This is a genomic window from Escherichia sp. MR (assembly GCF_005280595.1).
Lineage (GTDB): Bacteria > Pseudomonadota > Gammaproteobacteria > Enterobacterales > Enterobacteriaceae > Escherichia > Escherichia ruysiae.
In genome coordinates, this window is sequence record NZ_SZVK01000022.1 from 24109 (window position 1) to 35754 (window position 11646).

The 11646-nt window shown below is 51.0% G+C and carries 13 protein-coding genes; 6 read left to right on the forward strand and 7 right to left on the reverse strand.

What is annotated here, in order from left to right; all coding sequences use genetic code 11:
* Positions 1-10: 10 nt before the first annotated feature.
* Both dapD and FC814_RS11660 read left to right on the forward strand, forming a co-directional pair.
* Positions 11-835: a 2,3,4,5-tetrahydropyridine-2,6-dicarboxylate N-succinyltransferase gene (gene dapD, locus FC814_RS11655; RefSeq protein ID WP_001186663.1), complete on the forward strand. Its 825-nt coding sequence runs from the start codon at positions 11-13 to the stop codon at positions 833-835.
* A gap of 310 nt (positions 836-1145) precedes the next feature.
* Entirely contained in the window at positions 1146-1532 is a 387-nt protein-coding gene (locus FC814_RS11660) for a DUF3461 family protein (RefSeq protein WP_000272188.1), read from the forward strand.
* Positions 1533-1595: 63 nt separating this feature from the next.
* Here FC814_RS11660 and cdaR read toward each other — a convergent pair whose 3' ends face one another.
* From cdaR to dgt, 3 genes are all read right to left on the reverse strand, one after another.
* Positions 1596-2753 carry a DNA-binding transcriptional regulator CdaR gene (cdaR, locus tag FC814_RS11665; protein ID WP_137325973.1) on the reverse strand — a complete coding sequence of 386 codons (1158 nt, stop codon included), beginning with the start codon at positions 2751-2753 and terminating at the stop codon, positions 1596-1598.
* Between the two features lie 153 nt (positions 2754-2906).
* On the reverse strand, positions 2907-4331 hold the full coding sequence (gene degP, locus FC814_RS11670; RefSeq protein WP_000753934.1) for a serine endoprotease DegP: 1425 nt from the start codon (positions 4329-4331) through the stop codon (positions 2907-2909).
* Between the two features lie 129 nt (positions 4332-4460).
* Positions 4461-5978, reverse strand: a complete 1518-nt coding sequence (gene dgt, locus FC814_RS11675; protein WP_032224478.1) for a dGTPase — start codon at positions 5976-5978, stop codon at positions 4461-4463.
* 83 nt (positions 5979-6061) lie between these two features.
* Here dgt and mtnN point away from each other — a divergent pair, with 83 nt between their 5' ends.
* From mtnN to FC814_RS11690, 3 genes are read left to right on the forward strand one after another with little or no spacing between them, the layout of a single operon-like run.
* Positions 6062-6760: a 5'-methylthioadenosine/S-adenosylhomocysteine nucleosidase gene (gene mtnN, locus FC814_RS11680; protein ID WP_000689855.1), complete on the forward strand. Its 699-nt coding sequence runs from the start codon at positions 6062-6064 to the stop codon at positions 6758-6760.
* Complete coding sequence (btuF, locus tag FC814_RS11685) at positions 6753-7553, forward strand: vitamin B12 ABC transporter substrate-binding protein BtuF (RefSeq protein WP_010345996.1); 801 nt, start codon at positions 6753-6755, stop codon at positions 7551-7553. The genes mtnN and btuF overlap by 8 nt, the downstream gene beginning before the upstream one ends.
* Positions 7554-7589: 36 nt before the next feature.
* Entirely contained in the window at positions 7590-8213 is a 624-nt protein-coding gene (locus FC814_RS11690; RefSeq protein ID WP_000964226.1) for a TRIC cation channel family protein, read from the forward strand.
* 46 nt (positions 8214-8259) lie between these two features.
* Here FC814_RS11690 and erpA read toward each other — a convergent pair whose 3' ends face one another.
* Genes erpA through FC814_RS23135 form a run of 4 tightly spaced genes read right to left on the reverse strand, consistent with a single transcriptional unit; the run spans position 8260 to position 10166 of the window.
* A complete protein-coding gene (gene erpA, locus FC814_RS11695; RefSeq protein ID WP_001295564.1) occupies positions 8260-8604 on the reverse strand; it encodes an iron-sulfur cluster insertion protein ErpA in 345 nt (114 codons plus the stop codon).
* On the reverse strand, positions 8597-8662 hold the full coding sequence (gene yadW / locus FC814_RS11700; RefSeq protein WP_122998795.1) for a small protein YadW: 66 nt from the start codon (positions 8660-8662) through the stop codon (positions 8597-8599). Before yadW ends, erpA begins: the two co-directional genes overlap by 8 nt.
* 23 nt (positions 8663-8685) lie before the next feature.
* Positions 8686-10107 carry a H(+)/Cl(-) exchange transporter ClcA gene (gene clcA, locus FC814_RS11705; RefSeq protein ID WP_000846361.1) on the reverse strand — a complete coding sequence of 474 codons (1422 nt, stop codon included), beginning with the start codon at positions 10105-10107 and terminating at the stop codon, positions 8686-8688.
* A complete protein-coding gene (locus FC814_RS23135) occupies positions 10104-10166 on the reverse strand; it encodes a hypothetical protein (RefSeq protein WP_212741837.1) in 63 nt (20 codons plus the stop codon). Before FC814_RS23135 ends, clcA begins: the two co-directional genes overlap by 4 nt.
* 165 nt (positions 10167-10331) lie before the next feature.
* Between FC814_RS23135 and hemL the strand changes: the two genes are divergently transcribed.
* The gene (gene hemL / locus FC814_RS11710) at positions 10332-11612 is read left to right on the forward strand and encodes a glutamate-1-semialdehyde 2,1-aminomutase (protein ID WP_000045244.1); all 1281 of its coding nucleotides are present in this window, start codon (positions 10332-10334) and stop codon (positions 11610-11612) included.
* Positions 11613-11646: the final 34 nt, after the last annotated feature.

Below are 11646 nucleotides of genomic sequence, written 5' to 3' on the forward strand. Positions count from 1 at the left end.
GAGTTTAACAATGCAGCAGTTACAGAACATTATTGAAACCGCTTTTGAACGCCGTGCCGAAATCACGCCAGCCAATGCAGACACTGTTACCCGCGAAGCGGTAAATCAGGTGATCTCGCTGCTGGACTCCGGCGCGCTGCGTGTTGCGGAAAAAATTGACGGTCAGTGGGTGACGCATCAGTGGTTGAAAAAAGCGGTGCTGCTCTCTTTCCGTATTAATGATAATCAGGTGATCGAAGGGGCAGAAAGCCGCTACTTCGATAAAGTGCCGATGAAATTCGCCAACTACGACGAAGCACGTTTCCAGAAAGAAGGCTTCCGTGTTGTACCACCAGCGGCGGTACGTCAGGGTGCGTTTATTGCCCGTAACACCGTGCTGATGCCGTCTTACGTCAACATCGGCGCATATGTTGATGAAGGCACCATGGTTGATACCTGGGCGACCGTCGGTTCCTGTGCGCAGATTGGTAAAAACGTGCACCTGTCTGGCGGTGTAGGCATTGGCGGCGTGCTGGAGCCGCTGCAGGCTAACCCGACCATCATTGAAGACAACTGCTTCATCGGCGCGCGCTCTGAAGTGGTTGAAGGGGTGATTGTCGAAGAAGGTTCCGTTATTTCCATGGGCGTATACATCGGTCAGAGCACCCGTATTTACGACCGTGAAACCGGCGAAATCCACTACGGTCGCGTTCCGGCAGGCTCTGTGGTTGTTTCTGGCAACCTGCCGTCGAAAGATGGCAAATACAGCCTTTATTGTGCCGTTATCGTTAAGAAAGTTGACGCGAAAACTCGCGGTAAAGTCGGTATCAACGAACTGCTGCGTACCATCGACTAAAAGTATGCAAACGGGCAGCACGATGCTGCCCGTGTGCTTTCTGACTCAGATTAATTCGCCCTACTCATTCTTGTCCCTTCTTTTAAATACTTTTTCATCTTTTTTGGACTGTCATGTAATTCGCAAAACGAAGATAAATGTGCTAATCCATCCTCTGGAATATCGCCAGAATAAAGCAGGTAATTTTTTAAATTTTACGCCATGATAGAAGTCTGGAAGAAAAAGGCTTTCTGCGATCACAGTCGAGCCGGGCGGGCCAGGCCAAATGCTAAGATAAGCACAATTTACTGACTCATTTTGAGGTAACGCTATGTACGACAATCTGAAAAGTCTGGGTATTACCAATCCTGAAGAAATTGATCGTTACAGCCTCCGGCAGGAAGCCAACAACGATATTCTGAAAATCTATTTTCAGAAAGACAAAGGTGAGTTTTTCGCCAAGAGCGTGAAGTTTAAATATCCGCGTCAGCGCAAAACGGTGGTCGCCGATGGTGTGGGTCAGGGTTATAAAGAAGTGCAGGAAATCAGCCCAAATCTTCGTTATATCATTGATGAGCTTGATCAAATCTGCCAGCGTGACCGTAGCGAAGTTGATCTTAAGCGTAAGATCCTCGATGACTTGCGTCACCTGGAGTCAGTGGTAACCAATAAGATCAGTGAGATTGAAGCGGATCTGGAAAAGCTGACACGCAAATAATAGTAACTGATGTCATTCTGCGAGCCGGGTAAAGTATCACCCGGCTTTAATTTTGTTATGAACCTACCGCTCTTCATCCAGTTGCAGCGCCACATACAGCAGCAACCTGTCATCAAAATTGCCCAAATCCAGGCCGGTCAGTTCTGATATACGATTAAGTCGATACTCCAGCGTATTTCGATGGATAAACAGCGCCTTTGACGTTGCCAGCGGTTGCACATTGTGGCGAAACCACGCCGCCAGTGTTCGCCGCAGCAATCCGTTATTGTCCATCGCTTTCAATCGCGCCAGCGGTCGCGCCAGTTCGTTGGCTTGCCAGTCGCCGCGCAAACTATCCAGTAAAACTGGTAGCATCAGATCCTGATAAAAATAGCAGCGATTTTCGGGCATTCGCTGTTTACCGACTACCATCGTTGTTTTCGCCGTGCGGTAAGAGCGGGCAATACTGCCAGGTCCAGTAAAATAATTACCCAGCGAAACGCGAAACCGCAGCTGACCGTACTCTTTCATACGAGTAATGAGCTGCTCAACTCGCTTACAATGCTCTTCTGCATCCCAGCGCCCAAACGGATTCAACGCCGGTTTCAGCACCACCATTTCGGTCAGCGAGACAATCGCCACCAGATTATTACGCTCCGGCGTAATCAGCGCGTTTTGCAATTGCTGTAACTCTGCCATTGCGCTGTCCACGCCAAGCTGACCGCTGTCGACCTCGACAATAGCCACCACTCGCGGTTGATTGAGATCTATCCCTAACCGTTGCGCCCATTCAGTGAGTGCGGGTGTATTCTCCTCGGCCTGAATCAGGTTCATCACCAGTTCTTCCCGCAAACGACTATCCTGCGCCAGCAGGTGCATCAACCGCGACTGCTCCAGCATCATTTCAGCCGTCATACAGACCAGTTCGCCATATTTGCGCAGATTCTCTGGTTCACCAGTCAGGCCAATTACGCCGACAATCTCACCTTCCAGCCGTAACGGTAGATTAATCCCTTGCCGCACACCGTGCAGATGACGTGCTACCGCGTCATCGATATCGACAACTCGCCCCTGCGAGAGTACCAGCAATGCACCTTCGTGCAATTCACCAATACGTTCACGATCGCCGCTGCCGATAATGCGCCCGCGAGCATCCATTACATTGATATTGGTATCGATAATGCGCATGGTGCGCGCCACGATATCCTGCGCCATTTTGGTATCAAGATGCCAGCCAGCTATAAGTCCTCCCTTGTGCACGGTTTAGCATAAGGAAGTGCGAAACGTACGGCATTGTGCAAATGCCCAAAGGAACGAAGATATATATGGAGTTGTGGGGAAGTTCACAGATTGCATGAAGACCCCCTTCCCTGAACGGGAAGGGGTTGAGGAAGATTACTGCATTAACAGGTAGATGGTGCTGTCGCCGCGCTGAATGTTCAGTGCCAGCACGGATGGTTTGCTGTCGAGAACTTTACGCAGTTCAGCGATGTTTTTCACTGCCTGCTGGTTCGCGCCAATAATCACATCACCTTTTTTCAGGCCAATCTGTGCAGCCGGAGTGCCCGTTTTCACGTTGTTCACGACGACGCCCTGATCTTTGCCTTTGTTGCTCATCTCAGCGCCTTCAATGCCGTTGAAGATGGAGCTGGAGTCAACCTGATTCTGGCTGCTCTGCTGCAGTTCCAGGTTCACGTTAACCTGCTTACCGTCGCGCAGTAAGCCCAGAGTCAGTTTGCTGCCCACCGGCATGGTGCCTACCTGGGCACGCAGCGCGGCAAAGCTGCTGATTGGCTTACCGTTCAGTGAGGTGATCACATCACCCGCTTTAATACCTGCTTTCGCGGCAGAAGAATTCGGCAGAACCTGACTTACAAATGCACCGCGCTGGGCGTCAACTTTCATCGCTTTCGCCAGTTCGGAGTTCAGTTCGGTTCCCATAATACCCAGCTCGCCGCGTTTCACCTGGCCGTATTCCACCATCTGCGAAGTCAGGTTTTTCACCATGTTGCTCGGGATAGCAAAACCGATGCCGATGTTGCCGCCGTCCGGTGCGAGGATTGCGGTGTTGATACCAATCAGTTCGCCGTTCAGGTTAACCAGCGCACCACCGGAGTTACCACGGTTGATTGCCGCATCGGTCTGGATGAAGTTTTCGTAGTTTTCGGCATTCAGGCCGCTACGTCCCAACGCAGAGACGATACCGGAAGTTACCGTCTCGCCCAGACCAAACGGGTTACCGATAGCGACGGTGTAATCACCCACGCGCAGCGCGTCGGAATCCGCCATCTTAATTGCAGTCAGGTTTTTCGGGTTCTGGATCTGGATCAGCGCGATATCAGAGCGCGGATCTTTGCCAACCATCTTCGCGTCGAACTTACGACCATCGCTAAGTTGGACTTTAATTACCGTCGCGTTATCAACAACGTGGTTGTTGGTGACGACATAGCCTTTATCGGCATCAATAATAACGCCGGAACCCAGCGCCATGAATTTTTGTTGCTGGCCGCCGCCATTGCCGCCCTGGCCCCCCTGGCAGAACGGAGAGCTCTGGAACGGAGAACCGTCCTGGCAGAACGGAGAATCATCGCCGAAGAACTGCTGGAAATTACGCGGCATACGCGGCGTATTGACGGTTGTGCTACCTTCTACGTTAATACTGACCACCGAAGGCATCACCTTTTCGAGCATCGGTGCAAGGCTTGGCATCTGCTGTGCTGTCGTTGCTGAAGATGTCTCAGCCGCCGTCGCAGAGAGCGGAGATAACGCCAAACCTAAACTCAGAGCCAATGCACTCAGTGCTAATGTGGTTTTTTTCATGTATTTCAGTCTCGATTAACAGATAACGCAAAATTGCTGTGTTCTTCAGATTCGTTTTATAGCGCGAAGTTCCGAACTAAAGTTTCTGCAAAAAGTAAAAATTTATTGTCCGTCTTTACAAAAGCCTGGTTATTGTTCTACCGCCATCAGCCGCCGATATTCATCCCACGCATAAAGGTCCGTCATGCCGCTGATATAATCCTGTAACAGCCGACAACGATAATAATATTCCCATAACGGGAACTCAGGAGAATCTGACGGTAATTTACTGACAGCCTCGACATAGGCCAGCCGATGGCGCGTTGAGAGCTTGTGGAATAAGCGTGATTCAATGGGGAAACGTTTTACTCGCTCTTTTTCTACCAGTTCAGTAAAGTCTGATAATGACATGCTTAATAAAGGACGATAAATCTCTAATAACCCGCTAATCACCCGATACCCCTGCAACTCAAGCTGCTCGACATCTGGATGGCTAAACACATGTTTTACGGCGACATTTTTATATAATTTTAAAAGTTCACTACATTCACTGGCATCTTCTAACAGGGCATGATTAAACGTTCCGGCAAAAATCGTCGGCAAATTATCAATAAATCGTTGTGCCGCATAGGGCACCAGCTTATTGAGGGTGTTCACCCGTAAATACATAAAAAACTGATCTTCCGTACTGCGGCTTAAACTATTTGAGCGCGATTTTTCCCAGGCATTTTCTACCACTTGTGCAAACAGAGAACCTTTCTCATGCTGACCCCACGCATCATGCAAATGATGATAAAGCTGCTCAACGGTAAATATTCTTTTCTCTACCGCATCTTCAAGATCAGCCACACAATAAGAGATATCGTCAGCAGCTTCCATAATCCACGTTAATGGAAAACGACTGTAAAGCGCCAAATTAAGTTCTTTACGCAAACGGGCAATATAGGCTTCTTCAGAAAGATAATAGCCCGGTTTTTTCATTAAATAGTGGTGAGTCTCAGGCGTTTCACCACGCCACCACGCCGGACGAGTATATTTTAAAATACCGCCAACCTGCGCCCAGGTGAGATTCATCCGCATCAATGTATGCACCAGACGAATACCTTGTGCATTGCCTTCAAAATGACATAAGTCCTGACGAATTTTGCGCCGCAGCTCGTTAAGTTGTTCCTCCCCTTCCCGCAATCGCAACGCTGTCACGCTACAGCGATCGTCGGTCAGCGGCTGACTTTCGGCATCCGCTGGGTACAAACGCTGGCGAAACCAGTCATTTATAGCCGCTTCACCAAAATGACCAAACGGTGGATTACCGATATCGTGCATCAGGCATGACATCTCGACAATGCTTTCAAACGGCCCGGTCAGTTCATCCAGGCCGTACTCCTCCAGCAATTTAAGTTCTTTCAGACGACTTAAAATCTCTTTGGCGATATAGCGCCCCACCTGCTGAACTTCCATTGAATGGGTAAGACGCGTGCGTACGGCGGCATTGCGCTCAAGTGGAAAAACCTGGGTCTTTTGTTGCAGACGACGAATCGCCGGAGAGTTAATAATACGCCCGCGATCGCTTTCAAAGATCCGCAAGATCTCATGTTCGGTTTTAACGCCCTGCGGTGAACGATAACGACGATGCCAGTTTATTTTGTTTCGGAAATCAATCTGTGCCATGTCCTCTCCCGCGTGAGAAATACGCTTCCTCTTAAGCGCATGATAAACTATGCCCTCAAATCAGGCTTATCGCGAGTAAATCTATGAAAATCGGCATCATTGGTGCAATGGAAGAAGAAGTTACGCTACTGCGTGACAAAATCGAAAACCGTCAAACTCTCCGTCTGGGTGGCTGTGAAATCTACACAGGTCAACTGAACGGAACCGAGGTTGCGCTTCTGAAATCGGGCATCGGTAAAGTCGCTGCGGCGCTGGGTGCAACTCTGCTGCTGGAACACTGCAAACCAGATGTGATTATTAACACCGGTTCTGCAGGGGGCCTGGCGCCAACGCTGAAAGTGGGCGATATCGTTGTCTCTGACGAAGCACGTTATCACGACGCGGATGTCACGGCATTTGGTTATGAATATGGTCAGTTACCTGGCTGTCCGGCAGGCTTCAAAGCTGATGATAAACTGATCGCTGCCGCCGAGTCCTGCATTGCCGAACTGAACCTTAACGCTGTACGAGGTCTGATTGTCAGCGGCGACGCGTTCATCAACGGCTCTGTTGGTCTGGCGAAAATCCGCCACAATTTCCCGCAGGCCATTGCGGTAGAGATGGAAGCGACAGCTATCGCTCATGTCTGCCACAATTTTAATGTACCGTTTGTGGTGGTACGCGCCATCTCCGACGTGGCCGATCAACAGTCTCATCTCAGCTTCGACGAATTTCTGGCCGTTGCAGCCAAACAGTCCAGCCTGATGGTTGAGTCACTGGTGCAGAAACTGGCGCATGGCTAAGTCACTGTTCAGGGCGCTGGTCGCCCTGTCTTTTCTCGCACCGCTGTGGCTCAACGCCGCGCCGCGCGTTATCACACTTTCTCCCGCCAACACTGAACTTGCCTTTGCCGCCGGGATCACGCCGGTAGGGGTCAGCAGTTATTCCGACTATCCGCCAGAAGCGCAGAATATTGAGCAGGTTTCCACCTGGCAAGGGATGAATCTGGAACGCATCGTGGCGCTGAAACCCGATTTGGTGGTTGCCTGGCGCGGAGGGAACGCCGAGCGGCAGGTTGACCAACTTGCTTCGCTGGGAATAAAAGTCATGTGGGTCGATGCGACAAGCATTGAACAAATTGCCGATGCGTTACGTCAACTGGCTCCCTGGAGTCCGCAACCTGACAAGGCCGGAAAAGCCGCGCAAACCTTACTGGAACAGTATGCGCAACTGAAAGCGCAATATGCTGATAAACCGAAAAAACGTGTTTTCTTACAATTCGGCATTAATCCGCCATTCACCAGCGGAAAAGAGTCGATTCAGAACCAGATACTGGAAGTTTGCGGCGGAGAAAACATCTTTAAAGACAGTCGAGTTCCCTGGCCGCAGGTTAGCCGTGAACAAGTATTAGCACGCGCACCGCAGGCCATTGTCATCACTGGCGGAGCGGATAAAATTCCTAAAATAAAGCAATACTGGGGCGAACAACTCAAAATTCCCGTTATTCCTCTCACAAGTGACTGGTTTGAACGCGCAAGCCCACGTATTATCCTCGCTGCACAACAACTCTGTAATGCGCTTTCACAAGTGGATTAGCGCCTGACCTTTCAGGTGCTCAGTGGGGATTGAAAAATGCTCGTCTATTGGCTGGATATAGTCGGTACAGCGGTATTTGCCATCTCCGGCGTTTTGCTGGCCGGAAAATTGCGTATGGACCCTTTTGGCGTCCTGGTTCTGGGCGTGGTTACCGCAGTAGGTGGCGGGACAATTCGCGACATGGCGCTGGATCACGGTCCGGTATTTTGGGTGAAAGATCCCACCGATCTGGTCGTCGCGATGGTGACCAGTATGCTGACTATCGTTCTGGTACGCCAGCCAAGGCGCTTACCCAAATGGATGCTGCCGGTGCTGGATGCTGTTGGTCTGGCAGTGTTTGTTGGCATTGGTGTCAACAAAGCCTTTAATGCGGAAGCGGGTCCGTTAATCGCGGTTTGTATGGGTGTGATCACCGGCGTCGGCGGCGGGATCATCCGCGATGTACTGGCGCGCGAAGTTCCGATGATATTACGCACAGAAATCTACGCGACGGCCTGTATTATCGGCGGTATTGTCCACGCTACAGCTCATTACACCTTCTCCGTACCGCTGGAAACAGCCAGTATGATGGGAATGGTTGTAACGCTATTGATACGGCTGGCGGCTATTCGGTGGCATCTGAAATTGCCGACGTTTGCGCTGGATGAGAATGGGCGTTGAAGAGAGAAGGTGTGCCGGATAGTTTATCCGGCACATTAACAGCAGATTAGATGCTGAAGGAAGAACCGCAACCGCAGGTGCTTTTCGCATTCGGGTTGGTTACGATGAAGCGTGAACCTTCCAGACCTTCGGTATAATCAACGGAACCGCCGACCAGATATTGCAGGCTCATCGGATCAACCACCAGGCCAACGCCCTGTTTTTCGATGGTCATATCGCCTTCGTTCACCTGATCATCAAAGGTGAAACCATACTGGAAGCCGCTGCAACCGCCACCGGTGATATACACGCGTAATTTCAGATTCGGGTTATCTTCGTCAGCGATCAGGCTTTTAACTTTGTTGGCTGCTGCGTCGGTAAACTCCAGCGGCAGTGCTACGTCATCACTCATATTTTGCTCCAAACGACATCGGCAATTGGGCAAATTCTAACCCAATAATAACTGCCATTATCTAATACCCTGGTATTTCGTTCAAGTATTCTCGCTGGCAGCCACGGCCTTGCTTCGCGCCAGCTGCTCCGCTTCCTGTTTTGCCAGCGTGCGGGCAAGAATCGCCGAGTATAACGGTTTCCCACCAGTAAATTGTGCTAATAGTGTTGCGCCAAGACCGGTAATAATCATTGGCAAAATGAGCTGATAGTTATCTGTCATCTCAAGCACCAGGATGATCCCGGTCAACGGCGCACGAACAGAGGCCGCCAGTAACGCCCCCATTCCAGCTATAGCAAATGTCCCTGCTTCAAGGTGGTATTGCGGAAATATCTCCGTGGCAGCCATGCCAAATGCCGTTCCCAAAACCGTACCGAGCGCCAGCATCGGAGCGAAAATACCGCCCGGCGCGCCAGAAGAGAAGCAGAGCAGCGTAGTGATCACTCGCGCGACAAAAATAAATATCAGCATTCCCATGCTGAAATTCCCCGCCGTAGCGATAGGAATCAGGTTAAAACCGCCGCCCGAAGTTTCTGGTGCAACGAAACCCAACAACCCGCACAGACCGCCAATCGCACCGCCCATCAACACCCATTTAGTGATATTGCCGCCGTGCACACGGTGCAGCAAATCCTGCATCCCCAGAACCCATTTATTAAAAACAGGGCCGAAGATACCAAAAATAATGCCGAGGATCAGATAAAGCCACAGGGTATTGAGCGGCGCGTCAGAAAGTTTACCGACGTCAATCAGCGCAACTTCATGATTAAAAATCCGATACATAATGGTCGACATAATGACGCCAATAAATACCGCTTTAATCGAAATTAACGTATAGCGAAACTGCGGACGCATCTCTTCGATAATAAATAGAATACCCGCGAGCGGCGCGTTAAAGGCCGCCGCCAGCCCCGCCGCTGCACCGGTTGCCAGCAACGTGTGGCGAGCTTCATCACCTTTCATGCGGAAAATATCAAGCACCATACGGCCAATGTTACCGCCGATCTGCACGGTTGGTCCTTCACGCCCCAAAACCATACCACCACCGAGTGTCCCCAACCCGCCAAAGAATTTCACCGGCAAAACACGCCACCAGCGAACGGGACGTTGATCTTCCAGCGCCCCTTCAATTTCCGGAATCCCTGAACCACCTGCTTCTGGCGCGTATTTACGCACCAGAAAGTAGCCGAACATTGCCAGCACCGCCGAACAAAGAAAAGCGACGGTTAACAGAAGTGGGTAATTATCAGCAGTATGTACCAGCGCCCCCATACGTTGGTTTTGCAACCAGGCGACGCCTTTGTCAAAAGCAACTGCAGCCAGCCCGACAAGGGTGCCGACGACCGCCGCCATAAACAAAATGGCTAACGGGGTTTTGTCGCGCTCAAGAAGTTGGCGAATCAGTTGTCTGCGTCGCAGACGCGCGGCCTGCGGTATTTCATAAGAAGGAGTTTCAGTTTTCATCCAATGATCACATATTGGTCATACAAATAAGATGACGGCATTTTACTCGCTCGTTCCATGAAAATCCTTTGCAAAGCGTAATGTTTCAAATACCCAAAACTTTTATACTCTTAGAAATCCAGGTTGCAGCAGTATAAGCAACCTGATGTTTGACGAGTATTTAACTTGTTATGAATAACATAGAATAGCAGCCATTCACTTTTTCTACGAATCAGGAACCCTCCATGAGTAAGTCTGAAAACCTATACAGCGCAGCGCGCGAGCTGATCCCTGGCGGTGTGAACTCTCCTGTTCGCGCCTTTACCGGCGTGGGCGGTACTCCACTGTTTATCGAAAAAGCGGACGGCGCTTATCTGTACGACGTTGATGGCAAAGCCTATATCGATTATGTCGGTTCCTGGGGGCCGATGGTGCTGGGTCATAATCATCCGGCGATCCGCAATGCAGTGATTGAAGCCGCTGAACGTGGTCTGAGCTTTGGTGCGCCGACCGAAATGGAAGTAAAAATGGCGGAGCTGGTGACCGAACTCGTGCCGACGATGGATATGGTGCGCATGGTGAACTCTGGCACCGAAGCAACGATGAGCGCCATCCGCCTGGCGCGTGGTTTTACCGGTCGCGACAAAATCATTAAATTCGAAGGTTGTTACCACGGCCACGCTGACTGCCTGCTGGTGAAAGCCGGTTCTGGCGCGCTCACGTTAGGTCAGCCAAACTCTCCGGGCGTTCCGGCAGATTTCGCCAAACATACCTTAACCTGTACCTATAACGATCTGGCGTCTGTACGCGCCGCGTTTGAACAGTATCCGCAAGAGATTGCCTGCATTATCGTCGAGCCAGTGGCAGGCAACATGAACTGTGTTCCTCCGCTGCCAGAGTTCCTGCCGGGTCTGCGCGCGCTGTGTGACGAGTTTGGCGCGTTGCTGATCATCGATGAAGTTATGACCGGTTTCCGCGTGGCGCTGGCAGGCGCACAGGATTATTACGGCGTGGTGCCGGATCTCACCTGCCTGGGCAAAATCATCGGCGGTGGGATGCCAGTAGGCGCATTCGGCGGTCGTCGTGATGTAATGGATGCACTGGCTCCGACCGGCCCGGTCTATCAGGCTGGTACGCTTTCCGGTAACCCAATTGCGATGGCAGCAGGTTTCGCCTGTCTGAATGAAGTCGCGCAGCCGGGCATTCACGAAACGCTGAATGAGTTAACCACGCGTCTGGCGGAAGGTCTGCTGGAAGCGGCAGAAGAAGCGGGAATTCCGCTGGTCGTTAACCATGTTGGCGGCATGTTCGGTATTTTCTTTACCGACGCCGAGTCCGTGACGTGCTACCAGGACGTGATGGCCTGTGACGTGGAACGCTTTAAGCGTTTCTTCCATATGATGCTGGATGAAGGTGTATATCTGGCACCGTCAGCGTTTGAAGCGGGTTTTATGTCTGTGGCGCACAGCATGGAAGATATCAATAACACCATCGATGCTGCGCGTCGGGTGTTTGCGAAGTTGTGATGATTTTGCCTCGCCCACCGGGCGAGGCATTCAA

What these genes read in the sequence shown, in the direction of transcription:
- dapD (WP_001186663.1), top strand. Translation starts at nt 11, where the DNA reads ATGCAGCAGTTACAGAACATTATTGAAACCGCTTTTGAACGCCGTGCC.
- FC814_RS11660 (WP_000272188.1), top strand. Translation starts at nt 1,146, where the DNA reads ATGTACGACAATCTGAAAAGTCTGGGTATTACCAATCCTGAAGAAATT.
- degP (WP_000753934.1), bottom strand. Translation starts at nt 4,331, where the DNA reads ATGAAAAAAACCACATTAGCACTGAGTGCATTGGCTCTGAGTTTAGGT.
- dgt (WP_032224478.1), bottom strand. Translation starts at nt 5,978, where the DNA reads ATGGCACAGATTGATTTCCGAAACAAAATAAACTGGCATCGTCGTTAT.
- mtnN (WP_000689855.1), top strand. Translation starts at nt 6,062, where the DNA reads ATGAAAATCGGCATCATTGGTGCAATGGAAGAAGAAGTTACGCTACTG.
- btuF (WP_010345996.1), top strand. Translation starts at nt 6,753, where the DNA reads ATGGCTAAGTCACTGTTCAGGGCGCTGGTCGCCCTGTCTTTTCTCGCA.
- FC814_RS11690 (WP_000964226.1), top strand. Translation starts at nt 7,590, where the DNA reads ATGCTCGTCTATTGGCTGGATATAGTCGGTACAGCGGTATTTGCCATC.
- erpA (WP_001295564.1), bottom strand. Translation starts at nt 8,604, where the DNA reads ATGAGTGATGACGTAGCACTGCCGCTGGAGTTTACCGACGCAGCAGCC.
- clcA (WP_000846361.1), bottom strand. Translation starts at nt 10,107, where the DNA reads ATGAAAACTGAAACTCCTTCTTATGAAATACCGCAGGCCGCGCGTCTG.
- hemL (WP_000045244.1), top strand. Translation starts at nt 10,332, where the DNA reads ATGAGTAAGTCTGAAAACCTATACAGCGCAGCGCGCGAGCTGATCCCT.